The following is a 25753-nucleotide window of genomic DNA, read 5'->3' as shown; positions in this document are numbered from 1 at the left end:
ATGGCGATGGAGATCAATGTTCTGCTGGTGGATGATGAAGTAATCGATTTGGAATGGCTCAGACGGCGTGTGGCCGGCAGTGATCGTTTGCCTTTGCATAACGTGAGAACGGCAACGAGCGGGTTTGCCGCTCTGAAAATAATGGAGCAGCACCCTATTGATATTATTCTCTCTGATATCGGTATGCCGATTATGTCGGGCGTGGAGTTCGTGCGTAAAGCGAAGGAGATCAACCCCGAAGTTCATATTCTTTTTATTAGTGGACATCAGGATTTTAATTATGCCAAAGAAGCGATTCAATTGAACGCCTACAGTTATTTGCTTAAGCCTGTTGATGATGACGAGCTGAACGAGACGTTGACCGAACTCTGCACCAAGATAGAGAAAGAGCGTAAACAGCATATATCCTTGTCGGAAACGCTGACGCTTGTTAATCAGGAGCTGCTGCTGCGTTGGTTTAACGAGCCTGCTCCGGGACAGGTGGAGATGCACATTCATAACGTTCTTACACCATACTTACAAGGTGCATCGGCAGTTGCCATCATAGAGATCGACGACATGGCGCGGAGAATCCAGACCTGGACAGAAGAAGAGCGGAGCTCGTGGAGCAGCAGCGCTAATCAGTTCATTCGTAAGTTCGCTCAGGATCAAAATTTGGGCATGGTGATAACGGCCTATGACTATCGCTTTGTAATCCTCGCTGCGGTTCAGGAGCAATATTTCATTGCTTTGCTGGAAGAGCTGCTTCGGGCATTCTATCAGGAGTTTTCCTGTTCGATTACCATCGGAAGAGGAATGTACACAACCGACCCGGTCAAGCTTCATGACTCCTACCGACAGGCTCAGGCCGCTTTAAGCATTAAGTGGATCGTAGGTAAGAATAGGCTCATCCAAGATGCCTCGGAGTGGCACCCGAAGGAAAAAATCGCTTCGGATTTAGAGGTAATTGTTGACCGGATGCTTAAAGCTATGCTCGAATACGACCTTACCACTATAGACGATTGCTTGCTGCAGTTATTTGCCGGAGACAGCCCGCTCTCCCAGAAAAACGACATTTACGATATCATTATCCGGATTACCTCCAAGCTTCATGCTGATCTACAGCAAATGAATGAGCATTTGTACGAGATTTTAAACTGGGATTCTCATCAACCTTTTGTGCTGTTTCAGTTCGAAACCGTGCATGATATCCTTTCGTGGTTAAGAAGAAGGTTCTTTGAATTGTCGGAGCGGCTTTACTTGAAGCGACAAAGACAAAAGCGGAAGTTAATCGATGAAATTACGGAATATGTGAAGGAAAGGTTAGATCAAAAAATAACGTTAAACGAAGTCGCCGCCCACTTTGATTTTACGCCTAACTATCTGGGTCATTTGTTCAAGGTAGAAACTAATAGTTTATTTAGCGATTTTCTAAGTGAATTGCGTATGAAGCGGGTATGCGAGCTGCTCGAAGATCCAACGAAGAAAGTATATGAGATTGCGGAACAAGCCGGATATAAGAACATTATTTATTTTAACAGGCAGTTCAAGCAATACATGGGCATGTCGCCCGGCGAGTACCGGAAGAAAAATAAAATCTAAATTGATTTCTTATTGAGGAGGCTCATGTTCTAATTGGACAGGGGCTTTTTTCTTATCAAATCGTTGAATTAGTATTATGTTTAGTTGTTTGGCTGAATTATCTTACTGCCGCCATCCTTTTATAATGAGAGCTATAGAGAAGAAAGGGGTGCAAAGATGAAAGGGCATACATTTTGGAGCGATTTGAAAAACTACAGGGTTTTGTTGCTGATGCTGGCTCCGGCGGTTGCTTTTTTTCTTTTGTTTGCCTATGTCCCAATGGCAGGCATTATTATTGCCTTTAAGCATTATGATTACGCGGGCGGTATTTTTGGGAGTGCCTGGAACGGGTTCGACAACTTCCGCTTTTTCTTTGAATCAGGGGATGCCTGGCGGGTTACACGAAATACTGCATTGTACAATATTGCCTTTATCGTGGTGAATAACGCTTTACAAATTTTTGCAGCGATTATGTTGTTTGAAGTCGGTGGCAAATGGTTCCGCAAAATTACGCAATCGGCGCTGTTCCTTCCTTACTTTATTTCATGGGTTGTTGTTGGCGCAATCGCCTATAACCTGCTCAATTATGATATCGGTACTGTGAATGCTCTCCTTAGAGGACTTGGGCTAGATCCTATTGATATTTACAATACGCCTGCCTACTGGCCATATATCCTGGTTATCGTCTCCGCCTGGAAGGGTCTTGGATACGGAACAGTGATGTACTTGGCAGCGATTACAGGCATAGATACTGAAATGTACGAAGCGGCTGAAATCGATGGCGCCAACATTTTTCAGCGGATCCGGAAAGTGACGATTCCAAATCTTTACCCGACGATTATTATCTTGGTGCTGCTGGCGGTCGGGAATATTTTCCGCGGTGATTTCGGAATGTTCTATAACATGATCGGCAACAACGGTTTGTTGTTCTCTTCGACAGACGTGATCGATACTTTCGTGTTCAGATCGCTGATTACTTCGAATGATATCGGCATGTCGGCTGCGGCAGGTGTTTTCCAGTCCGTTCTTGGCTTCGCAACGATCATGACTGTGAACTATGCTGTTCGTAAATACGATAAAGACCGCGCCTTATTCTAACCGCATCAGAGGTACAGTTTTCATAATGGAGGTAACGATATGAAGCAGCTCGATCGTAAAATATTCTCGGGTATTGGTTATGTATCCCTAATCTTTCTCGCAATTTTATGTATATTCCCGTTTATACTTGTCGTATCTTCATCGCTGACGGAAGAAACTAAAATTCTAACGGATGGCTATCAATTTATACCGACTGCCTTCTCAACGGAAGCCTACAGGATTTTATTTAAATATCCCGACCAGATGATTCAAGCTTACACGGTGACAATCGGCGTTACTATAATAGGCACACTGTTTGGCTTGTTTCTGACTTCGATGACGGCTTATGCGCTTTCCAGAAAAGATTTTAAATGGCGTAATAAGTTCTCATTCTTCTTCTTCTTTACAACTTTATTTAACGGTGGTCTCGTTCCATGGTATCTGCTTATGGTTAACTATCTCCATATAAAGGATACACTCATGGCTTTAGTGATTCCGATGATGCTCAATGTCTTTTACATCATTGTTATGAAGTCTTTTATGGGCAGTATTCCGGAGGCGATTGTGGAATCGGCCAAAATTGACGGCGCAGGCGATTTTAAAATTTATGCCCGTCTAATCCTGCCTCTTTCCAAGCCGGCGCTAGCTACTATTGGTTTGTTCCTGGCCCTTGCTTATTGGAACGACTGGTACAATGCCCTTCTATTTATTTCTGATGAGAAACTGATGCCGCTTCAATATTATTTGTACAAAATGCTAGGCAATATGGACGGCATGCGAAAAGCCATGATGGGTGCAGGAGCAGTCGTAACCACATCGATCCCGAGCGAGAGCTTGAAGATGGCAATGACGGTTGTGGCCACAGGTCCGATCCTGCTCGCTTATCCATTCGTTCAGAGATATTTTGTTCAAGGTTTAACGATTGGCGCTGTGAAAGGATGAACCCGGGAATATCCGGTTTATCAATATAATTAAACACAAGGGGGAAGGCTTGAGATGCTGAAGAAAAATAGATTGATCATGCTGGCGCTCGTTTTAACCTTCGTAATGATTCTAAGTGCATGCGGCGGTGGCAATAACAACGCTAATACGCCTGCAAAGGCTACAAGTAATACAGAGGTTGCAGGTGATGCCACGAACGCACCAGACGCCACCAACACCTCAGAACCTGCAGCTGACCCAAACACCATTGATACCTCAAAAGAAGTTAAGCTGAAAATGATCTTCGTTGGTCCTAAACCGGTAGACTATGATAGTGTTTTTGCTGAGATTAACAAAAAGCTGAAAGAAAAAATTAATGCGACCCTTGAGGGTGAGTTCTTGGACTGGTCTGACTGGGCTCAAAAATATCCATTGAAGCTGGCGGCAAATGAAGATTTCGATCTCATCTATTCGGCAAACTGGGCTGGCTATAATGATCAGGCGCTGAAAGGCGGGTTTCTAGAATTAACCGATGAGCTGATTACGAAATATATGCCGCAAACTAAGGCAGTGATGTCAGATGTGAGCTGGGATCAGGCAAAAGTAAACGGCAAACTGTACATGGTTCCACAAAACAGAGGAGAGTCTGTTGAAAAGCTGATTCTGTATCGTGAAGATTTGCGTAAGAAATATAATCTTCCTGAAATCAACAGCCCGGAAACGTATGCTACGTATTTGAAGACGATAGCTGAAAAAGAAAAAGGAATTACACCTTTCACTCCGGAAACGGGAGACTGGAAGTATCATAACTTAGACCGTATATTACTGAAGCAGCAAAGCGAATGGAATATGTTTGACCTCGACCTTCCGTTTGCCTTCAAATTGACGGATGAAACAGGCAAAGTCTTTAACGTCTATGAAACACAAGAGTTCAAAGATTTGCTCGTGTATTACAAAGATCTAGCTGACAACAATGCCTGGTCAAAAAACGTACTAAACAGCAAAAATGATCATCAGGCGGATTTTAAAGCAGGAAAAACCGCGTCGATTACGCACAATAACGGAACACTTGGAGCACTTATGGCTTTGATGCGTCAAGAAAATTCACCTTATGAAGTGGCACTAGCCGATATCAACCAAGGTAAGAAAAAATCAGTAGCGATTTCTACACAAAACGGTACGTCGATTCATGCGACTTCCAAAAATGTGGAACGTTCCTTGATGCTGATCGATCTGATGCAGAATGATAAAGAACTGCACGACCTGATGATGTACGGAATTAGTGGCGTACACTATGAACCGGTTGGCGACACCAAATATAAAGCACTCGATAAAAATCCGAACTTTACCGGCTTCTCTAATTGGAACTTTAACTCGCCACTCAACCTTGACAATGAAGCATTCCCTCAAGAAGCTAACGATCTGGCTAAGGGATGGGAAGCTAACGTCTACCACTATGCTCTTGAAACCTTTGTATTCGACAATAGCAAAGTGAAGACTGAAATTGCCAATGTGGGCAATGTAATGCTCCGCTATGCCATTCCGCTTGAGTACGGTGTAATTAAAGATATCGACAAAGGACTTGCAGATCTGAACAAACAACTAAAATCAGCTGGTGTTGATAAAATTCAAGCTGAACTGCAAGCTCAAATCGATGCTTTCTTGGCGAATAAGTAAGATACAGGATAAGGAAGACCCAACAGTCATGGGATGGCTGTTGGGTCTTCCGCTTTTTGTTGAAACAAGAGGAGAAGCACCCTGACAGCAGTTGGACCCTTATCCCTGCTTGGAAATAATCGGAGCTATTCAACAGGGGTGGTGGTTTCGTTTTCCGGGCATGTTACTTAAAACATGTTAGGAGGGGATAAGGGATGTCCAGAAGAAACAGGAAATATGCCGTGCCGGGAGTCAGCCGCGGAATGCAAACGTTTAAAGCCGAGGTGATGCGGCGCGAGGGTTATAATGTAGATCCGGAGCGGCCTGATGATGTGAAATACGAAGTGGCAAAAGAACTTGGTGTCCCATTGGAGCACGGTGAAAATGGACATTTGAGTACAGAATCAGTGGGTCAGATTGGCGGGAAAATTGGTGGATCGATGGTCCGCGAGATGATTCGTCTCGCACAGCAGCAATTGGTGGACCAGGAGAGGGAATAGCATTTTTCTAATCATAATGTTGCAGTAATCATGGGAGGCGGCTTTAGTCCTAATTTGTATGGGACGGAGACCGTCTTCTTTGCGTTTTCCCAAAACAACCTAATTAATGGTAGAATTTTACCGATGTTCCACGGTATAGTGAAGAAGGATATAACGCCATTCAATTCTGTATTGGGAGAGGAATCGTCGGATGAATCAGAGGTATCGTAAACGGAACACAGCTGCTTTTACAGGGGTATCGTATTTTGCATTGGCTGCAGGTCTTTTTCTATTCTGTTTGGGGGTGTACAACGACGATTGGGAATTGAACGTGAAAGGGTATTATTTGCTTTGCATGGTGTTAATTACGATTAGCTGTATCGTTGTGCAAAAGGTCGTTAGAGACAATTCAGAGGATAAAGAAATTAAGCTGGAAAATCCGAAACACAGGATGAGAAATACAGGGGCTTTCACAATTATGGCTTTTGCAGGCTTGGTTATTGGGTATGTAATGTTCTTTATTGGTCTGTACAATGCTCCATTTCAATTGAATGTAAAGGGGTATTATATAGCTGTTATTCTGTTGATTTCATATAGCGCCGTTGGCGTTCAGAAAGTGACGAGAGATAACGCCGAGGACAAAGAGATTCTCGCCGAGCAAGATGCCAGGAGGGACATTCAAGGATAAAGAGGGACAATTATCATAGATTATAAAGAAGAGCTTCGTGAGTAGTGACGAAGCTCCTTTTTATTTTAAAATCTCTTATCCAAATCCTCCAGCACGATTTCCAGAATCATCCTCGTATCCTGTTTCAGTTCGCCATTCAAATGCTCTCTGATATAAGAGACAGCCGGTTCGCCGAGTCCAATCATTTGTTCGTACGCTTCGTAGTCCGTTTTCCAGAAGCTGTAAGGGCTGCCCTCACCGAATTCACCCTGCTCGATGACAGTAACCCAATGAAGAACCTGCCCTTTAAGCGGTTTCTGCTGAACTGCGTTGACGGCTACCTGGAAGGCTTTGTCCTTCTCGTTTACATTAGGCATCGCCTTATATAGCTGCTCCTCGCTAACGCATTTTCGAAGCAACTGACTGGTGGTGAGAAAATCCCCTCCGACCCCATCCGCCGCAGAGACGTAGGCGATGAAATCATCGGTACGATTGAGCTGCTGAAGGTCATGCTCCAAACGATGAATCACATCAATGGCTATCAGGAAGAGCTGGGAATCTCCAAGTGTTTTCTCCAACATATAGTTTTCTTCGATTGCGAGATATCGGGGCTCGTCCATGTTGATGCAGTAGAGAATACTCAGCCACTTCTGAAGCCGCTCAGGTATTTCTTCATACATGAATGTGTAGTCACCTTCTGCGTATTTGAATTCCTGATAAAGTTGCTCGCGGGCCAAGTTATAGTGGTCGTTTTTTCTTTCAAGATACCGCTGACGATTATGTTCAAGGGCGTCCTCCACACTTTGGTTCAAACACTCCAGATTGTTGATGTAAATTAGATAGTCTCCGTGATACGTATCCGTATAAATGGAAAAGGTGTAGACATCCTTGTTGTTCCCCTCTGCGATATAATTCCTCAAAGCAGATTTACAAAACTCATATAAGGCTTCTTCAACGTCTTTGGAACTCACAACGATACCATCAGTCGAGCTGATCGAATCCATCTCGATGATTTTCTTATCGGGGGTACAGAGGATATAGCTTCCACTGCCATCCAATTCCCGTCTTCCGCTGATTAGCTTGCCGATATGCACATCATAAGCACTCATTGTCGGAACATCTCCCTTTGTTTGAATGTGTATGCAATATTCAACGTGAGTTGGAGCATTTTCAGCTTATTAACTTTCTTGAGGGAGAGTTGTAAAGCTAAAGTTACTCCGTTAAAGTGATCATAAGACATGTTAGATAAGGAGCAGTGAAATGAAATTTATAAAAGAAAATCTCTTTTGGCAACATCCAACGAGCACTTTTTCTATTACAGATGACAGGATTGAAATTGTAACTGAGCCTAATACTGATTTTTGGCAACGCACCTATTATGGGTTTAGAAATGATAATGCACCTGCGCTGCTAATGAAGACGGACGAGAAATACTTTTCTTTTATAGTGAAAACTGATTTTGACAGCGCTCATAGATTTGACCAGTGTGGAGTAATTATTTATCAGGACAGTGACAATTGGTTCAAGGCATCGATTGAATATGAGAATGAAGAATATCAAAGATTGGGTAGCGTAGTTACGAATCACGGATATTCAGATTGGGCAACAACAGATATCGATGCAACAATAAAAACAATGTATTACAGATTAAGTCGGCGTGAGAGTGACTTCTGTGTTGAAAATTCTCTTGATGGAATTACATTTAAGCAGATGCGTATATTCCATTTGTTTGAAGGGAGTGAGCATATAAACTTTGGTTTATATGCTTGTAGTCCAGAGGATTCGTCATTTACAGCAACATTCACAGAATTAGAAATAACAGAATGTCGGTGGTTGGAGCACAAATAAGATTCATAAAGCACTCAAGCGGCTACAGCATGCATAATTGGCTATCTTCTCCTTCATATTATAGAGGGTACTCATCTAAGAACAAAGGAGAATATACTTTGCAGCAGCAACTACAGTCAGGAAGCGTGACGATGGGCGGACAGCAGCTAGGTCACGGCGCCCACGAAATGTTCGATGTGCACGAGGTATTGTCCTGCCAGATCAATGTACTGGACCAGTTCATGATATTCAGAACTTTTGTTCAGGATCAGGAGCTTCTGTCCATCTTGGATCGTCAGTACAATTTCATGCTGGATCAGTACAACTTGACCTGCCAATGTTTTAAGACAGGGCAAAAGCCGAGCCAGGAAACGGCTACCTATCTCATCCCGAATATGACACAGCCAGTTTACGGCCTCCAACCTGCCCAGCCGAAGAAGCCTAACACGTCACTGACAGATGTGAAAGATGCAGGGGTCAGCGGGTATATGCTTGGTCTAATCAAATCCCATGCCTCTTTGCTGGCCATGTCATCACCTGAAGTGACGAACCCAGCGCTACGCCGGGTATTGGCTTCACAGGTGCAGCAATTTATTGAAATGGGTTATGAGTTGTTTCTTTATCAGAACAAACATGCCTATTATCAGGTTCCGCAGCTTCAGGTTTCAGTAATACAGCAGATGCTGGATGCCTATGTTCCTGCTGCCGGATCTCCTCAGATGCCGACAAGCAACTAGAGCACTACCGATCTCTAAATTGTAAATTACCCGGCTTCGTTCGTTATTGAACAGAGGCCGGGTTTTCTTGTGCCTGCCTAAGCTTGTACCAGAATAAAATAGCACCCGATAACGCATAGTAAAACCAGACGGAGGGGATATACATATGGGTACTCCAACTGGCAAGCTACCTTGGTGGCAGCTTACTCTATTTGGTGTAGGTTGCACGATTGGCACGGGATTCTTTCTTGGTTCCAGCATCGCTATCCGTAAAAGCGGATTATTGGTGTTGGTTATTTTTGTGTTGGCGGCTGTGGCAACTTTGTTCGTCTATGAGGCGCTAGCCCAAATGACTATGCAGGATCCTCAAAAAGGTTCTTTTCGTAGTTATGCCAAGGAGGCTTTTGGCCGCTGGGCAGGCTTTGGCATGGGTTGGATCTATTGGTGTTCAGAAATTCTAATACTTGGCAGCACCTTAACTGCCTTGGGCCTGTTCTCGCGGGTCTGGTTTCCGAGCTGGCCGCTTTGGATTTTTACCGCAATTTATGCTGTGATGGGTCTGCTGGTCATTATTCTAGGCAGCCAGGGGATTAACAAAGCGGAAAATCTATTCGCCATGATTAAAATCGCCGCGGTACTGATGTTTATCGTGGTCGCTGCGGTTGCCCTTTTGAGAGGGAGGGGGAATTGGGATACGCTTCACAGTTCGACAGCATGGCTGAATAAAGGCTGGATGGGTGCCTGGAAAGGATTACTTTATGCGTTCTATGCTTTTGGCGGCATTGAGGTCATGGGCTTTATGGCGTCGGATCTCCGGGACTCCAAAGAAGCTCCGAAAGCAGGCAGGTTTATGCTGCTGGGCGTGACATTGCTGTATGTACTGTCGATAGGACTCGCCCTATTATTCGTGAGCCCTGAGAAAGTGAGACCTGATCAAAGCTCAATTATTGCTGCACTTGAAGCGATGGAACTACCTATTCTTGTATATGTGCTGAATGGGGTAATGATCGTGGCCGGATTCTCCATTCTAGTGGCTTCATTGTATGCGGTCTCGACTATGCTGGTGACCTTGGCTGAGGATAAAGATGCTCCTTCTTGGCTGGCGGTGACTAAAGGAAAAAGGGAGATGCCGCTCTACGCGCTTGGTATCAATATGCTGGGCCTGTGCGTGACAATTGTACTGAGCTTGTTTCTGCCAAAGCAAATTTTTGAGCATATTACCACAGCGGCCGGTCTAGTTATTTTGTACACATGGCTATTCATCCTTGCCTCTTTCCTTAAGTTACTGAAACCAAAGATGGGCGGTTGGATTAGATCCATGGTCGCTATGGCGCTGATCATTGCTGCCGTGGCAGGTACACTTTTTGAAAAAGGGGGCCGTCCCGGCTTCTGGTCCAGCCTTCTGATCATCTGTGTCATTGCGTTGATTACCTGGTTTAGGGAGCACCTTTTGAAAAAACGCGGACAAACTTCATAAGCGCTTAAGAGTGAAATTTCATTCCTATTGCTTTGAACTTGTTCTTCATATAAGTATATGGACATTTAGACGGTGCACTCTCGTCATCTCGTAGAAAATATTGCTTCCATTCCAGACTGTCCTCCTGCCCATACCATTGAAGGGAAGGATGTGCGGGAACACTATCGTAGTCAGCGAGCTTCTTGCGGATCTGCTTCTTCATATTGCGGCCAAATGCGGTAGAATCATTAATATTCTCGAACACCCAACGCGGCTGAAAAGCAATGACAAAATAAGGGGTATGGCGGCTTCTCCGCAGCTCATGTGCCGGGGTTGCGCAGAACGCGAAATACGGGTGCCCATAAAAGCAGAACTCCCACGAAGGATGGGAGGGATCTGTAGAAATTTCATCGGGCCAGGGCACCGTGTCCACCGCGCTGACGCGGTCCAGAACCGACCAGAACAAATCCTCATATTCCTCAATGGTGAAACCTTTGGCCAAATCTTCCGGTGTTTCGAAAAAAAGAACAAGGGACGCATATTTGCCGGTATCCCGTGAGCATTCCCCATATTGACGAAGTAATTCTGCGACCTCTATTGCAGACTCTTCACTTCGTGGATCAGCTACGAAACCAAAACGCAAATGATTGGACAGAAACCCCTGACGTCCCGGAATACAGGGGTATCTGCCTTCGGGATCTGCAATCATAGATGTAAATTGACGAAAAGCATCCTGCTGCCAGTACGTCAGCTCAGCTAGATGCTCATCGAGCCAGACCTTTGTGTTCAAATGGGCCATCCAAAAACACCCTCCTCGTTAAGTTCAAAACATCCTATGCGAAGGGAGGGAGATGGGTGAAGGCCTAGAAAAGCTCCTGCTTGTTAAACATATTAGCCAAACAACTGTGTAAAAGCCTGAAAACCGAAGTAGATGCCAAAACCAAGAAGGCAAATCCCCGCGGTAAGGGAAATGAATCGGAGCATAGAAGGGCCGGTGAACCGATGAAGGAAGCTAGACAACATCGCCATCACTACATCCCAGAGTAGAATACCAACAAAAATACCCATGCTATTCCACAGCACCTGATCCAAATGTTGATTTTCTATGCTTTTGGCCAGAATGGAGCCGTAGATGCCTAACCAGAAGAGAATGCTGAGTGGGTTCATCAGTGCCATCAAAAAGCCAGTACGGAAGGCGCTAGTACCGGTCTGTGCACCACGCGAGGCGGATCCAGGCACGGCATTGATATTTTTCAAAGTGTCAATTCCGGTATAAAGGAGAACGAAGCTGCCGAATGTCCACAGGAAGGTTTTCATAAACGGGGTATTCAGAAAGTGGGCTAGTCCAAAGTAAATGAGTAGCATATACACTAAATCTGCACACATGGCTCCCAGTCCAATCATCCAGGATTGGAAAAATCCCATCCGCGCTCCCCGGTCGAGCTGGGCTGCATTGATGGGACCAATCGGTGCAGATAACGATATTCCGAGTACGATATAGGTTAAAAAGCTATTCATGGTCATCGCTCCTTGAATGAGATGTTAACTTGTACAAGTCATTCTATTCAAGAAGTAGGTAAGTTAGAAGACGAGCCTTTTGGCACTAACCTCTTTGCGACATATTCTAAAGGATCTCTACGGCAATCGGTGTACATTTATACCCATTGCAGACACTTTCGGAGCAGGGACAAGCCGATATGGCAATGATCAGATCCATCTCAGCCCGCAGCTCAATATAATCCCCAGCTTTAGAAAGCGGTCGCTCCACGCTGACTTTTCCAGAAGGATCAATGACAGTATTCATAAAAAGATTAAACGGATAATGCTGATCGGGAGCGGGCAGGCCAAACTCCGCAAGTGCCTCATTCAGGTTATTGTAGCAGCTGGCGTGATCCTTTTTGTTATACAGCACCTCATACATCTCGGGACGGCAGGCAGAATTAATGAAATCATGGCGCCTCACAGTATCCTTAATAATCGTAAGCAGTGGTCTGTATTGGTTGGAATAGAGGATGTCCCCCGGGAGCACATTCATCTTGCCTAGAGCATCTATCGTTACACCGGGGTCAATCCGTTCATTAGGGCGAACGGCGTTATAAGCAGCGAAATCGGCTACCTGCTCACCCTCTACATCGGTTACCCGGACAATCTGTCCTTTGTCCAACTTGAAGCCCAATCCCTTGGTTGCTGGAATCAGCCATTGATGTTCGCTCATCAGTACTCTCCTTCGGGATAGTCATAGTCTGTGAGAGTTAGTATGGCTTTTTGCTAAAAAAGTCATACAAAGTATGGAGTTGTGTGGTGTACCATAGAAACAATCGTATCCGATTCGATGACATCACAAGCCTATAGTAGCGTTGTTGCAGGAATCATCCCATTTATCGTTGAATATATCCCGTTAACCGTATTGCGTATTCAAGATACGCAGCCACAGGAGGGAACAACATTGAAATCGACTACCGTTCAAAGCCTTACGGAGACGTTTAAGCTGGAAGTGCTTGCAGGTGCTAGCTGTATGGATCGTGAAATCACTCGTTCAAAGGCGCATAGACCTGGTCTGGAGTTCGTGGGTTACTTTGATTTTTTCCCAACGAAGCGGGTACAAGTATTGGGCTGCAAGGAAATCAATTATCTATTAACCCTAAGCGTTGAAGAGCGCAAGTTACATATTGGTAATATCGTCAAGTATCATCCACCCTGCTTTATTGTGACGACAGGTCAGCAGGAGATTCCTTATTTAACTCTATTCTGCGAAGAAGAGGGCATCCCGCTGCTTCGGACGCAGGAGACGACGACAGAGATCATCGCAAAGATTGATACCTATCTGGTGAAGGCGCTGGCGCCAGAGCTTTCAATTCATGGGGTATGTGTAAACGTGTCTGGTATAGGTGTCCTACTCAGAGGTAAGTCAGGAATTGGAAAAAGCGAAACCGCGCATACGCTTATTAGAAGAGGCCATCGGTTTGTGGCGGATGATATCGTGGTGCTGAAGAAGCTGGGACCAGCGACGCTTCTCGGCACACATAACGAGACGACCCGCGAATTCCTAGCGCTGCGCAGTATTGGTCTGATCAACGTTGTACGCCAGTACGGGCGTAGAGCTTTTCAGGATGAGACGCGAATTGTACTCGACATCGAGTTGTCTCCTTGGCGAGAGAATTCCTTGAATAATGAGCTCGAACTGGAGCCGAAGTTCACAGATTATCTCGGTGTTCAAATTCCGCATATTGAAATCCAGCTTCAGCCCGGCCGTGACGTAGCTGGTCTAATCGAAGCTGCCGCTAACAACTGGTATCTGAAGCAGCTTGGCTATAGCGCTGTTGAAGAGTTTATGCAGAGGATTGAAAACGGGATGTAGTCGTGAAGGTAAAACATATCAATAAATAGAATATCCTAGTATTTTTGAAAGGACTGTCCGCAGGTGAGAGTACTGCTTATGGACAGTCTGTCTATTTATTATGACCTACGCATTACTTTTTGTGTGTGCTAAACTGATAATAATGAAAAGGGGATGAATCATGGGTAGAAAACAATCTTTTACTGAAGCCGAGCTGCTTGATATGACAAAAAAATTAGTATTGGATCATGGCTATGATGGCTTTCATCTCAAGTTGCTCTCGCAACATCTGTCCGGCGCCCGAAGTACCATTTATCAATATTATTCTAATAAAGAAGAGATCGTTGCCGCTTGTATGAAGCGCGTAATCGCAGCGGTATTAGATAAGGCATTAACAATTAATGAGGCAAACCCCATGGACGCTCTTGAGCAGTTACTTCTTATTTATGTAGAAGAATCTTCGCTCCATCAGCTCCTGGGAGATGCCAGTAAAATAAACACAGCGAATTCTGCTGCAGCGGCGAGAGACCTTGAATTTATTGAGGAAGCACATAAGACTCTTAAGATTCAGTTATCTGGTTTGTTCGCACGTGCACAGCAGGAAAATAGCCTTCGGAAGGATATCCCACTTCCTGTACTTATTGGCGTTTTTTTTAACCTAATTAATACACCTAATATGTTAAATATCCCAACGCCTGATTGGGGTAAGGTGTTATTTGAAATGTGGATTGGGGGCGCAAAGAGCTGATCTAATTTTGAATAAAATTTGACACATATGTCATTTATGTTGTTTAATAAATTAGACGTGTGTCAGTGCCATTTAATTTGACACATGTGTCAAATTAAATGTAAAGGGAGCTGAAAAAGATAATGTTCTTAGCTATGAAGGAATTGATGCATAGTAAAATGAAGTTCTCAATGATTACCGTTATTTTTGTATTAATTGCTTGGTTGGTATTCATTTTATCAGGTTTAGGTACTGGATTATCTACACTAGCTGCCTCCACAATCATGACTATGAAGGCTGATTATGTAGTTTTTGAAGAAGGGTCGCAGTCTTCGATGAGCAAGTCCCTTCTGTCTGAGCAGTTATTGGCCGAAGTGGAGCTATTGCCAAATGTTAGTGCTGCAGCACCGATGGGAAGTACAATGGCAACAGCGCTGAAAGGGCAAGGTGCTAAGAACGAGGACAAGGTAGACATCGCAATTATAGGAATTAATCCAGGAAGTTTCTTGGAGCCGGCTACCGTGGAAGGGGAGAGCTTAACTTCTGAGAATTCTACTGGTGTACTGGTGAACTCGACCATGAAGGATGAGGGCTATAGCCTCGGTGATACTTTTCTGTTAGACGGTACAACGGAATCATTGACGATTATCGGGTTTGTGAAGGATCAGACCTATAACCACGTTGCTTCCGTATTTACTCCGATGGAGGAGTGGCGGAAGATTAATTTTGCTGCTCCGGGTTCAGATAAAGGAGTTCCAGGTCCGGTTAATGCAATTATGCTGCAAGGCAAGGATATCGATCCAGAAGTAATAAATAGCAAATTATCAGGTACGGATACGGTTACCCGGGCAGGAGCTGTTCAAGGGATGCCAGGCTACAAGGAAGAGAATGGTACGATTTTAATGATGCTAGCATTTTTGCTGGCGATCTCAGCATTCGTGCTTGGAGTGTTCTTCTATGTAATTACGATGCAGAAGACCAACCAGTTTGGCATTATGAAAGCTATAGGTGCTAGTAACAAATTCCTTGGAAAAGCCATTGTATCGCAAGTATTTATAATTTCTTTGACTAGTATTGTAATTGGAATCTTACTGACTTATGGGACAGCCGCCATTATGCCGAAGGGTATGCCTTTCAAGCTGGAAACGAATCTTGTCGTAACTTATTCTGTAATCTTACTAATTATCGCTGTGTTAAGTTCGATGGTATCCGTTCGAAAGATTACAAAGATTGATCCGCTACAGGCATTGGGGAGGATTGAATAATGACTAAGGGATTACAAATGAATGATGTTACAAAATACTATGCTGAAGGAAGTAATCGTATCGCCGCACTTGATCATGTAAGCCTGTCGGTCGAGCCGGGTGAGTTCGTGGCTGTAGTTGGACCGTCGGGTTCAGGTAAAAGTACGTTCTTGTCTATTGCTGGAGCGATGCTTGAAGCTTCAGAAGGGGAAGTTAAGCTGAATGGGCATACTATTTCTACGCTTTCTGCCAAAGAACTGTCGAATATAAGACTACAAGAAATCGGATTTATTATGCAATCTTCAAATTTGGTTCCTTATTTAAATGTTTTGGATCAATTGCTAATAGTAAAAAGGATGTCGAGTAAAGTAACTAGAGAGGATAAGCAATTGGCGGCTAAGCTACTCGAAGAGCTGGGTCTTGGCGCGAAGCTAACAAGTCTTCCAGAAGAGTTATCAGGTGGGGAAAAGCAACGGACAGCCATCGCTCGGGCATTAATAAATAATCCTAATGTTATCTTGGCGGACGAGCCTACAGCAAGTTTGGATACTAAACGGGCCCATGAAGTAGTTAGTCTAATTGCGCAAGAGGTGAAGTCACGCCAGAAAGCAGCGATTATGGTTACTCATGATGAGCGTATGCTTGAATATTGTGATAAAGTATACCGGATGGAGGATGGTAAGTTATCTTTGTTTCCTCTAAAAGATGTTTATAAATAAATTATGCCTTCGTACTATTAACCCAGGCGGATTTAGAGCCGCTAAGATTAGCCGTTCTAGATCTAATTGAGAAATTAGAGGATCATTTAAGATCAGAGGGTATACTTAACCAGTTCGAGTCAGTTGCTGCGTTTGAATCTTTTGTTAAAGGCTGATCTCATAGTGAAAAGAATAGTAATCAAAGAGCGACTGTGGCTGACACGGCGCTTTTTTTTTTTTTGATGATTGTATTCCTATTACGACATACTATTCCTAGGTATAATCGCCTCAAGGGTATGGATATGCAGGAGGGCATGCATGATTGGAAGGTCATAGGCTATAAATGGTATAATTTCTAATAGGTATTTTGAGTGATCGTTAATAGGAGGTATTAATGATGAGTGATGAACTATTGGCAAAACTGGATGAGTGGCATGAGGAAGATGAATTTCAGGAAATCGTGGATGCAATAACAGAAATTCCTGAAGAGGAAAGAGATTATGTTCTAACTAGTCATTTGGGAAGAGCGCTTAATAATCTCGGGCAATATGAAGAGGCCTTAGAGCAGTATTTGAGCATTGAAGAAGAGGGCGAAGGTGACCCACTCTGGCATTACCGTATCGGAGTTTCCTATTATTATCTTAAGCGGTATGATGAAGCTTTAAAAGCATTTACAATTGCAGATGAGCTAGAGCCTGATGATGAGGACACCTTGGAGTTTTTGGGTTGGATCAAACGCAAATTGGCTAAGAAAGCTGCGAAGAAGCCTGTGAGCAAACCCGCAAAGAAGCCTGTAGTAGCGATCGACACCACCAATTTTTGGGATGACAGCGAGTATGCGTTCTCAGAATATATCTCTGAACCGCCTACAGATGCATTGATTGCTTCAGTGGAAGAAGAGCTGGTATTTAAGCTGCCAAAATATTACGTTGAAATGATGAAGTTACATAATGGGGGGATTCCTCATAACAATCGCCACCCGATTCCGGGCACAGGAGAGTTTATTACGATCTCAGGGATCCTCGGGATTGGACGAGATAAGAATAAGTCGCTGTGTGGAGCTTCAGGCAGCCGGACTGTGATTGAGAATGGACGTTATCCTGAGGTTGGCGTGGTGATTTGTGATTGTCCTTCTGAGAATGAAGTAATCATGCTGGATTACCGCGAGTTTGGAAATGACGGGGAACCCGAGGTTATTCATGTAGATCGAGATAACAAATACAAGATCACACGCTTGGCTGACAATTTTGAGACCTTTATCGGCGGACTGGTGAAATAGTGGATTTCGCTGGCTAAGAATATGATTACCGAGGCACTCCTTAACAGGAGTGCCTTTCTTTATCACTTGTCGCTATGGAATACCTTAGATTGAAGCACATCCAGCGCTCGGTTGATTTCTTCTAGTTCTTCAACAGAAGAATCCTTAATCCGGTCCAGGAAACGTTCGCCGATCCGCTCAAAAGCTGTATTCATCATCGCTTGTCCCTCTTCGGACAGTCGGATGAATTGCTTACGCCGATCTTCTGCGACATCCAGCTTTTCGCAAAGATTCTTTTCTGTTAATTTCTTGAGCTCACGGCTCGTGTTCGGCATAGAGATATTCTTACAATCACTGATTTGACTGAGAGTCACAGGCTGACTGACCGCTATATACTCCAGAATACTATATTGAACGGGCGTAATACCTTCCGGTCTAACATCTTTGGTTAAGTCGAATGTTACTTCATGGACTGCCGTCGTAAAGGTCACAAATTTATGAAAAAACGCTTCTTTGTCCATAACGATCACCTCTTAGTTTAAACTTTAACAAATTAATTATCATAATACAATTATCATTTGACAACTAAATAAAGGTTGTGATACGATTTTGTTATCAAATGATAATTAAAGAGGTGGAGCAATGAACGTTTTAGTTATCTATACACATCCGAATCATAAAAGTTTAAGTTATGCTTTTTTCAATAAAGTCATTCAAGGAAGTAATGAGAATGCTAAGATCTCGAAGATCGAGGTGCTTGATCTATATGAAGAGCAATTTGATCCGGTGCTGGTCTTTAATGAAAACAAACGTAGAAGAGACATGCATATCGATCCCAAGCTAGAGAAATATCGTGAGCAGATTCGTCAGGCCGACAAAATTGTGTTCGTGTACCCGATCTGGTGGGGCCGGCCTCCCGCTATGCTACTCGGGTATATTGATCAAATGTTCGCTTCTAATTTCGCTTACAGAGAAAAGGGCGGGCTTATACCTGAAGGGCTGCTGAAAGGGAAGTCAGTAGTTTGTATTTCCAGTATGAAGGGGCCAACCCTGTATCCTTTATACTGGTTAAATAACTCCCATAAAGTGCTGATGAGAAAAGCATTATTTCAATATTGTGGGATCAAGAAAGTGAAGTTTTTCGAGTTTGGGAATATGGAGAGCCCGAAAGGTAAACATGAAAAGAAGCTAAATCAGGTGTATCAATATTTTAAATCTGTAGCTAATTAATAAGATAGACTCAGCAGCACTATGATTTTTTCGGCTCGTTGTATAGATAAGCAACATAATCCTGCAGTACTGAAGTATGGCCCATTTGTCGTAGCATTGTACCGATATTCCCACGGTGATAGCTGCCATGGTTCGCAACGTGAAAGATAGCCCCAGAAATGGATGTCTCAAGCGATCCCATCGTTGGATGATCTAACACAACGGTGGGATCCTTATCTATTTGACTAGCCAACACCATTTTATTTTTGCTGGTTAGCTCACGATAGAGGACATCCATTTCTTCAATATCTTTTATTGCTAACAAGGGCTCTAATTGGGCAGCTGATGCTTTAGCTTCATTCCTAGTTCGTCCTGAAATCAAGTCAAACCAAATATTCTCCACGACATAAATATGCGTCACAACCTTTGCTACCGAAGAAAAACCACTCTGAATATCCTTATGATAAATGTCTTTAGGCAACTCCTTTAAGCGATGGATGATCGTTTGATTGGCCCATACATTATAATCATACATTTCTAACGCGGGATGCTTTTTCATGAGTTTCTCCCCCTAAAATTATGGATGCTTTAATTATACCCATCCCCAGAAAGCCCGGTACAATTTAGAAATGTTTATTACAGGATCTTTTGTCCAAAATAAACCAGAATACAGACGACAGCGATAAAGCAGAGGAGTAACCAATCCGCTAGCTTCATTCCCATCTAAACCGTACCTGCCTTGATCATTGTTAAGTTCTCACCACTTACTTGTTTGATTAAATTCATTACCTTATAGGCTCCTCTGCCGTTCTCATAAGGCTTCATCTTATCTTTGTAAGTAGAGCGGTTCTCGTATAGCGTCATAATCGAATGAACAAAGGTTTGAGTGGTCATCTCTTCTTCAAGTAACATTTCAGCGAGTCCAGTTTGTTGAAAATACTGCGCTTGGGCAAGTTGACCAGAGCGGCTGCCACCATTCGTGTGCGGAATTAATAACATTGGCTTTTGCATAGAAAGAAGCTCCATCATAGAATTTGAGCCTGCACGGGATACGACAACATCCGCCATAGCTAATAAATGCGGCAACTCACAGCTTGTAATGAACTCATACGATTTGTAGCCTGACATCGAGAGGTGATAATCAACTTTTCCCTCCCCGCAAATATGAACCACTTGAAATTTATTTATCAACTCAGCGAGTACATTGTTCACCATTTGGTTAATGCTATGTGCCCCTTGGCTTCCTCCCATAATAAGAAGAACAGGCTTAGCAGAGGTGAATCCGCAAAAGGCTAAACCACGTTGTTTATCAGCTAATTTGAATTGCTCCTTCAAGAGCGGTCCCACATGAACGGCTTTGAGGGAAGCGGACTGGGTTACAGTATCCAGAAAATTTGTACACAGATGAGTGGCAAACGGAAGTGATATTTTATTAGCTAGTCCAAGATTTAGGTCCGGTTCATAAATAATGATAGGCACTTTGTTAAGTTTAGCCCCAATCACGACGGGTACAGAAACAAATCCACCTTTAGAAAAAATTACACTTGGTTTGATGGTTCGTAGGAGCCTGTAGGATTGAAAGATGCCCTTCATGATTTTGAATACATCAGTTACATTGTTCCAATCGAAGTAGCGTCTCAATTTTCCTGTGGAAATAGGATGATAGGTCACACCCTCCTTGTAATCAGACAAAAGCTTACGCTCAATCCCTTGTTCGGAGCCTATATAATGAACGTCCCAATCCTCTGCTAAACACTTAGGGATCAACACGAGGTTGCCGGATACATGGCCAGCGGAGCCTCCACCTGTAAATACGATCGAGGTACTCATACTAGAAACCCACCTTGTTGTAACATTTCTTTTATCGCAGGTTTGCTCATCAACACATGATCGGAATCATAGCTTTGGAAGTCCACGGGCGGGCAAGAGGCATAAACTTTTTGTAACCCTTCTATAGGAAAAGGAGGGAGAATCACATAATAGTGATCATCCAGATGAATAGAAGATGTGCTCTCGAATTCCGAAATTAGAGCCTCACTTAAGCTCTCTCCGGGGCGGATTCCTGATTCCTTGATTTGGATCGGGCCAGTTGATAAGTTATCAATTAAGACTTGGGCAAGATCCTTAATGCGACATGCAGGCATCTTGGTCACAAAAATTTCTCCGCCTTTGCTGTCTTCTGTCGCCTTAAGGAGTAAGGTAATTGCATCATCTATGGTTAAGAAAAAACGAGTCATTCTAGCATCTGTAAGAGAAATGTCTTTTCCATTTGCAATACTTTGTTTAAAAATAGGAACCACACTGCCTGTTGAGCCCAGGACGTTGCCACTTCTCACACAAACAAACTGAGTTTTGGTTTGTCTGAGATTGGCATGCACCATTAGCTTTTCGCCTAGTGATTTTGTCATTCCGTAGGTGCTCGATGGTTGCGCTGCTTTATCGGTTGAGACGTAGACTACTTTTTTTACGCCATGTTTAATAGCGGCTTGAATCACATGCTGAGTTCCGAGTACATTAGTCTTCATCGCACTGTCCGGCTGTTGTTCACAGATCGGCACATGCTTCAAGGCTGCTAAGTGATAGATATAATCTACTTGATAGCAAGCCTGCATCAGTTCATGCTTATCACGAACATCACCAATGATGAAGGTTAGTTTGGGATTATGAAGAAATTCCTGTTGTAGTTCTACTTGAAGAGATTCATTACGGGAAAATATTCTGATTTCTTTAGGTTCTCTTTCCAATAAACGTTTTACTAGCTGCCGTCCCCAAGATCCGGTTCCTCCGGTAATTAATATGGTTGTATTCTGCACGATTTGTTCCTCCTATGATCTTAGCTATAGAATAATCATAGTATTGGTATGTTACGTGAATATGGCAAAGGGTTAAGAAGCCTTTACAACCGGCCCCTTAACCCTTTTTTAGATCTTTAATATCCGTCCGTTTGTGTACCAGATTGCTCTGCAATTTCCGCGCCCTCTCGATTATCTGAGGTACCTAGATGTTTGTGGTAGGCTTTGGCTTGAGCAAGACCTTCAGCCACTCGGCGGCCGTAGTCGGGATCAGCCTTTGTGAAATGCTCGATCATATTGTTCTGAATAACCGGCGCACAAATTTTTAGGGCATCGACCAAGTTATGAATCAATTCATCCCGTTCCCAATTCTCGAACTTGCGATAGGTATCTCCAGCTTGCCCGTAGTCATTTGTCCGACTAATTTTGTCGCGAACTAGTCGATCATTATACATCGGTTGATGTTCTTTGCCAGAAGGAGCTGCCTCCTTTAACCCGCCAAGCGAGGAAGGTTCGTAATTGACATGCGGGTTTTGCTCAGGCGCCTTATCCACATGATAAGTCATTTGCCCATCCCGCTGATTGGTTGCTACCCTTGTCTTTGGAGCGTTGATCGGTAATTGAATGTAGTTCGCGCCCACCCGGTGCCGCTGAGTATCCGAATAGGAGAACGTCCGGCCTTGCAGCAGCTTGTCATCCGAGAAATCCAGACCGTCTACTAGAACTCCAGTCCCGAAAGCGACCTGTTCCACCTCGGCAAAATAATTGTCTGGATTCCGATCCAGAACCATCTTTCCGACAGGTAAAAATGGAAAACGTTCATGATCCCAAAGCTTAGTAGGATCGAGTGGATCAAAATCGAGCTCAGGATGCTCATCGTCACTCAGGATTTGCACACAAAGTTCCCATTCGGGGTAATCCTTGCGTGCAATCGCCTCATATAAGTCCTGCGTAGCGTGACTGACATTTTTAGCTTGTATATCTTCTGCAGCCTGCTGAGTTAGATTCTTTATGCCATGTTTCAGTGGTTCCCAATGGTATTTGATTAAGACGGCTTCACCCTGTTCATTCACCCATTTGTAGGTATTGACCCCAGACCCCTGCATTTGCCGATAGTTGGCTGGAATCCCCCAAGGAGAGAACAGAAACGTAATCATGTGAGTAGCTTCAGGTGAGTTCGATACGAAATCAAACATCCGCTCTGGATTTTGCAGATTGGTCACAGGATCTGGCTTGAAAGCATGAACCATGTCAGGGAACTTTAGCGGATCACGGATAAAGAAGATCTTCAGATTGTTACCGACCAAGTCCCAGTTGCCATCCTCTGTATAGAACTTTGTGGCGAAGCCGCGTGGATCACGAAAGGTCTCCGGAGAGTAAAGACCATGAACTACCGTAGAAAATCGTACGAATACAGGTGTTTTTTTGCCTGCTTCTCGAAATAGCTTAGCACGCGTATACTTCGAGACGGGTTCATCGCCTACTTTTCCATAAGCTTCAAAATACCCGTGAGCGCCTGCACCCCTAGCATGCACAACTCTTTCTGGAATACGCTCTCGATCAAAATGTGATATCTTCTCGATGAAGTGGTAGTTTTCGAGCGTCGATGGCCCGCGATTTCCTACCGTTCGTATATTTTGATTATCTGTAATCGGATGTCCCTGTCGATCCGTTAAAATCATATCTTCTTTTTCCTTATCCATATGACAAAGCTCCACCTCTATTCAGATATGAATAGTATTTTCTACCATAATTCTGAAAAGTATGCGAAACCCACTGACAAGAGATGTTATGAAAGTTACAATTTTTATTGGCATTTGAAATAATGACTGTTATATTTGAAAATACTATGCGTTATAAGCTTAGCAACTTGGTATCGACAGAATGGAGAGGCGGAATTACATGCAACAATTTTTAGATAGTATGATTAGCGTAACAAATGATTTTTTGTGGTCAAAAATATTGGTGATCCTTCTTATTGCTTGTGGACTTTATTTCACCGTAAGATCGAAATTTGTACAGTTTGGTATGTTCAAAGAAATGTTTCGGGTTCTTAAAGGATCCAATGAAAGGTCAAAAGATAGTATTTCATCCTTCCAGGCCTTCTGCATTAGTATGGCGGCGAGGGTAGGGACAGGTAATATAACGGGGATCGCAATTGCTATTGCCATAGGTGGTCCAGGGGCTATCTTCTGGATGTGGGTGATTGCCATTATTGGATCAGCATCCGGCTTTATAGAAAGCACCTTGGCACAGGTATATAAAGTGAAGGATAAGACCGGATTTCGCGGTGGCCCTGCCTATTATATGGAGAAAGGCCTGAACAAGCGCTGGATGGGAGCGATATTCGCGGTTCTGATTACATTATCCTTCGGCCTTGTATTTAACGCGGTCCAATCGAATACGGTCACAGTGGCTTTTGAAAATTCGTTTGGCACCAACCGGGCCATTCTTGGGCTTGTAATGGCTGCTGCCTTTGCGGTGGTTATCTTCGGCGGTGTTAAGCGTATCGCAAGAATGTCTGAATACATTGTAGTGGTAATGGCAGGGCTCTACATTGGGGCTGCTCTTATTATAATGCTGATTAATATTACGGAGCTCCCGGGAGTTATCGCACTCATTGTGAAAAGTGCCTTCGGATTTGAACAAGTCGCTGGTGGCTCTCTTGGTGCAGTAGTTCTACAGGGTGTGAAGCGTGGCTTGTTCTCTAACGAAGCGGGTATGGGTAGTGCGCCTAATGCTGCGGCAACGGCAACCACGAGTCATCCGGTGAAGCAAGGGCTAATGCAAGCGCTAGGCGTACTCACAGATACGTTACTCATTTGTTCGAGTACGGCGTTCATTATCTTGTTGTCTGATGCCTATAAGCAGCCAGGGCTGGATGGAATCAAGCTGACACAAGCCGCATTAAGCGAGCATATTGGTTCTTGGGCATCCGGATCACTAGCGATTATGATTTTTTTGTTTGCGTTCAGCACGTTAATTGGAAATTATTATTACGGTGAGACTAATATAGAATTTTTGAATTCCAATAAAAAAGTATTACTATTCTATAGATACAGTGTTTTGGCGATGATTATTTTTGGTTCCGTAGCAAAGGTTCAATTGGTATGGGATTTGGCCGACTTATTTATGGGCTTCATGGTTATCGTGAATTTGATTGCCATCCTGCTATTATCTAAAGTGGCCTTTGCCGCCTTGAAGGATTATAAAAAGCAGAAACGTGAAGGAAAGGATCCTGTTTTCTATAAAGACAGCATTCCGGGACTTGAGAACGTTGATGGTTGGGACAATTCTTCAGATATAAAGAGATAGAATTAGAAAAACGAGCCTTTCGAATCGCTTCTGAGGCTCGTTTTTCGTTTTGCATTGAAGATATAAAATTAGTTTTTCTTAATTTAGGGTTTAACCTGCGGCCCATACATCTAACTCGATTTTTAATTCAGGTAAACCTAATCCTTTGACATAAGCAATGGTCATTGAAGGAGGCGTCTTGCCGAATACCTTATTCCAAATTTCATAGAAATGGTCCCAATCGATTTCTTCCGTGGCCCAAATGTTGATTTTGACTACATGATCCGGTGTCAGCTTTTGAGAAGAAAGGACTTCAACAATATTACTCATTGTATTAGTTACCTGTTGATTAAAATCTGTAGGGATATGATTATGATGATCGATTCCAATTTGGCCGGAAAATACATACATCTCGGCATTTCTACTTATCTTTGTTACATGACTATAGTTACCAACGGGTTTCGCAATATTCTCTGGATTATATCTTGTAACAATATTATTATTTAAGTTCATTTTTATGAAGTCTCCTTTAAATAGAAGATACATAACGATATCTAGGTGATATATCTCCACTGTTTTTTAGTTTTATTTTTTGACAGACTTATCCTATCAATCATTAATTCTAGAAAAAAACAGCCGTAGAATACCCAATACCAAAGGACAAATATTTTAGCGATCTCTTTTTCATCGGGTATTCCTCCTTCTTATTTAAAGTAAGATAACTTCATCCGAATGATATCATTAATTCATGGGAGACGGCAACTTTGCTTGCTCCTGCAATATAACCTTAATATGACTAGGGATAACAATCAGCGAAAGGGCTCCGGAAATTGAG

General features: G+C 43.4%; 25 protein-coding genes and 2 pseudogenes. 17 read left to right on the top strand and 10 right to left on the bottom strand.

Annotated elements, in window-relative coordinates:
- The 7 genes and pseudogenes from R50345_RS29435 to R50345_RS32370 all read left to right on the top strand — a co-directional run bounded on the left by R50345_RS29435 (position 1) and on the right by R50345_RS32370 (position 6381).
- The gene (locus R50345_RS29435; RefSeq protein ID WP_331281349.1) at positions 1-1581 is read left to right on the top strand and encodes a response regulator; all 1581 of its coding nucleotides are present in this window, start codon (positions 1-3) and stop codon (positions 1579-1581) included.
- Between the two features lie 156 nt (positions 1582-1737).
- Positions 1738-2658: an ABC transporter permease gene (locus R50345_RS29430; RefSeq protein WP_042131644.1), complete on the top strand. Its 921-nt coding sequence runs from the start codon at positions 1738-1740 to the stop codon at positions 2656-2658.
- 39 nt (positions 2659-2697) lie between these two features.
- Positions 2698-3579, top strand: coding sequence for a carbohydrate ABC transporter permease (locus tag R50345_RS29425; RefSeq protein ID WP_042131643.1), 882 nt, complete (start codon positions 2698-2700; stop codon positions 3577-3579).
- A gap of 54 nt (positions 3580-3633) precedes the next feature.
- The gene (locus R50345_RS29420) at positions 3634-5235 is read left to right on the top strand and encodes an ABC transporter substrate-binding protein (protein WP_042131642.1); all 1602 of its coding nucleotides are present in this window, start codon (positions 3634-3636) and stop codon (positions 5233-5235) included.
- Positions 5236-5429: 194 nt separating this feature from the next.
- Entirely contained in the window at positions 5430-5714 is a 285-nt protein-coding gene (locus tag R50345_RS29415) for an alpha/beta-type small acid-soluble spore protein (protein ID WP_042131641.1), read from the top strand.
- Positions 5715-5904: 190 nt separating this feature from the next.
- Positions 5905-6087, top strand: a pseudogene (locus R50345_RS32375) (YiaA/YiaB family inner membrane protein); the annotation flags it as partial.
- 57 nt (positions 6088-6144) lie between these two features.
- The gene (locus R50345_RS32370) at positions 6145-6381 is read left to right on the top strand and encodes a YiaA/YiaB family inner membrane protein (protein WP_306035596.1); all 237 of its coding nucleotides are present in this window, start codon (positions 6145-6147) and stop codon (positions 6379-6381) included.
- 65 nt (positions 6382-6446) lie between these two features.
- Here the strand turns inward: R50345_RS32370 and R50345_RS29405 are convergent, their stop codons facing one another.
- The gene (locus R50345_RS29405; protein WP_042131638.1) at positions 6447-7469 is read right to left on the bottom strand and encodes a hypothetical protein; all 1023 of its coding nucleotides are present in this window, start codon (positions 7467-7469) and stop codon (positions 6447-6449) included.
- A gap of 151 nt (positions 7470-7620) precedes the next feature.
- Here R50345_RS29405 and R50345_RS29400 point away from each other — a divergent pair, with 151 nt between their 5' ends.
- From R50345_RS29400 to R50345_RS29390, 3 genes are all read left to right on the top strand, one after another.
- A complete protein-coding gene (locus R50345_RS29400) occupies positions 7621-8208 on the top strand; it encodes a DUF1349 domain-containing protein (RefSeq protein ID WP_042131637.1) in 588 nt (195 codons plus the stop codon).
- 131 nt (positions 8209-8339) lie between these two features.
- Positions 8340-8924: a spore coat protein gene (locus tag R50345_RS29395; RefSeq protein ID WP_042132573.1), complete on the top strand. Its 585-nt coding sequence runs from the start codon at positions 8340-8342 to the stop codon at positions 8922-8924.
- Between the two features lie 145 nt (positions 8925-9069).
- On the top strand, positions 9070-10380 hold the full coding sequence (locus tag R50345_RS29390; protein WP_042131636.1) for an amino acid permease: 1311 nt from the start codon (positions 9070-9072) through the stop codon (positions 10378-10380).
- A 4-nt stretch (positions 10381-10384) separates the two neighbouring features.
- On the opposite strand, the gene R50345_RS29385 is transcribed toward R50345_RS29390, so the two are convergent.
- The 3 genes from R50345_RS29385 to R50345_RS29375 all read right to left on the bottom strand — a co-directional run bounded on the left by R50345_RS29385 (position 10385) and on the right by R50345_RS29375 (position 12574).
- On the bottom strand, positions 10385-11158 hold the full coding sequence (locus tag R50345_RS29385) for a YqcI/YcgG family protein (RefSeq protein ID WP_042131635.1): 774 nt from the start codon (positions 11156-11158) through the stop codon (positions 10385-10387).
- Positions 11159-11250: 92 nt separating this feature from the next.
- Positions 11251-11877, bottom strand: a complete 627-nt coding sequence (locus R50345_RS29380; protein ID WP_042131634.1) for a LysE family transporter — start codon at positions 11875-11877, stop codon at positions 11251-11253.
- A gap of 106 nt (positions 11878-11983) precedes the next feature.
- Positions 11984-12574, bottom strand: coding sequence for a DUF1989 domain-containing protein (locus R50345_RS29375; RefSeq protein ID WP_042131633.1), 591 nt, complete (start codon positions 12572-12574; stop codon positions 11984-11986).
- Between the two features lie 231 nt (positions 12575-12805).
- On the opposite strand from R50345_RS29375, the gene hprK reads away from it, so the two are divergent.
- The 5 genes from hprK (at position 12806) to R50345_RS29350 (ending at position 17644) form a co-directional block, all read left to right on the top strand.
- A complete protein-coding gene (hprK, locus tag R50345_RS29370; protein WP_042131632.1) occupies positions 12806-13717 on the top strand; it encodes an HPr(Ser) kinase/phosphatase in 912 nt (303 codons plus the stop codon).
- Positions 13718-13877: 160 nt separating this feature from the next.
- Positions 13878-14444: a TetR/AcrR family transcriptional regulator gene (locus R50345_RS29365; RefSeq protein WP_042131631.1), complete on the top strand. Its 567-nt coding sequence runs from the start codon at positions 13878-13880 to the stop codon at positions 14442-14444.
- 122 nt (positions 14445-14566) lie between these two features.
- Positions 14567-15688, top strand: coding sequence for an ABC transporter permease (locus R50345_RS29360; protein WP_042131630.1), 1122 nt, complete (start codon positions 14567-14569; stop codon positions 15686-15688).
- Positions 15688-16386: an ABC transporter ATP-binding protein gene (locus tag R50345_RS29355; protein ID WP_042131629.1), complete on the top strand. Its 699-nt coding sequence runs from the start codon at positions 15688-15690 to the stop codon at positions 16384-16386. The genes R50345_RS29360 and R50345_RS29355 overlap by 1 nt, the downstream gene beginning before the upstream one ends.
- 376 nt (positions 16387-16762) lie before the next feature.
- Positions 16763-17644 carry an SMI1/KNR4 family protein gene (locus tag R50345_RS29350; protein ID WP_042131628.1) on the top strand — a complete coding sequence of 294 codons (882 nt, stop codon included), beginning with the start codon at positions 16763-16765 and terminating at the stop codon, positions 17642-17644.
- Between the two features lie 62 nt (positions 17645-17706).
- Here R50345_RS29350 and R50345_RS29345 read toward each other — a convergent pair whose 3' ends face one another.
- A complete protein-coding gene (locus R50345_RS29345) occupies positions 17707-18144 on the bottom strand; it encodes a MarR family winged helix-turn-helix transcriptional regulator (RefSeq protein WP_042131627.1) in 438 nt (145 codons plus the stop codon).
- A gap of 121 nt (positions 18145-18265) precedes the next feature.
- On the opposite strand from R50345_RS29345, the gene R50345_RS29340 reads away from it, so the two are divergent.
- On the top strand, positions 18266-18853 hold the full coding sequence (locus R50345_RS29340) for an NAD(P)H-dependent oxidoreductase (RefSeq protein ID WP_042131626.1): 588 nt from the start codon (positions 18266-18268) through the stop codon (positions 18851-18853).
- A gap of 19 nt (positions 18854-18872) precedes the next feature.
- On the opposite strand, the gene R50345_RS29335 is transcribed toward R50345_RS29340, so the two are convergent.
- The 4 genes and pseudogenes from R50345_RS29335 to R50345_RS29320 all read right to left on the bottom strand — a co-directional run.
- A complete protein-coding gene (locus R50345_RS29335) occupies positions 18873-19391 on the bottom strand; it encodes a DinB family protein (protein WP_042131625.1) in 519 nt (172 codons plus the stop codon).
- Positions 19392-19555: 164 nt separating this feature from the next.
- Complete coding sequence (locus R50345_RS29330) at positions 19556-20662, bottom strand: undecaprenyldiphospho-muramoylpentapeptide beta-N-acetylglucosaminyltransferase (RefSeq protein WP_042131624.1); 1107 nt, start codon at positions 20660-20662, stop codon at positions 19556-19558.
- Positions 20659-21645, bottom strand: coding sequence for an SDR family NAD(P)-dependent oxidoreductase (locus R50345_RS29325; RefSeq protein ID WP_042131623.1), 987 nt, complete (start codon positions 21643-21645; stop codon positions 20659-20661). Before R50345_RS29325 ends, R50345_RS29330 begins: the two co-directional genes overlap by 4 nt.
- 116 nt (positions 21646-21761) lie before the next feature.
- Positions 21762-23300, bottom strand: a pseudogene (locus tag R50345_RS29320) (catalase); the annotation flags it as partial.
- A gap of 226 nt (positions 23301-23526) precedes the next feature.
- On the opposite strand from R50345_RS29320, the gene R50345_RS29315 reads away from it, so the two are divergent.
- The gene (locus R50345_RS29315; RefSeq protein WP_042131621.1) at positions 23527-24939 is read left to right on the top strand and encodes an alanine/glycine:cation symporter family protein; all 1413 of its coding nucleotides are present in this window, start codon (positions 23527-23529) and stop codon (positions 24937-24939) included.
- Positions 24940-25029: 90 nt separating this feature from the next.
- Here R50345_RS29315 and R50345_RS29310 read toward each other — a convergent pair whose 3' ends face one another.
- Positions 25030-25431: a RidA family protein gene (locus tag R50345_RS29310; protein WP_042131620.1), complete on the bottom strand. Its 402-nt coding sequence runs from the start codon at positions 25429-25431 to the stop codon at positions 25030-25032.
- Positions 25432-25753 lie beyond the last annotated feature (322 nt).

The organism is Paenibacillus sp. FSL R5-0345, from assembly GCF_000758585.1.
In the GTDB taxonomy this organism is placed as follows: domain Bacteria; phylum Bacillota; class Bacilli; order Paenibacillales; family Paenibacillaceae; genus Paenibacillus_AQ.
This window is presented reverse-complemented; position numbering and strand designations above follow the sequence as displayed.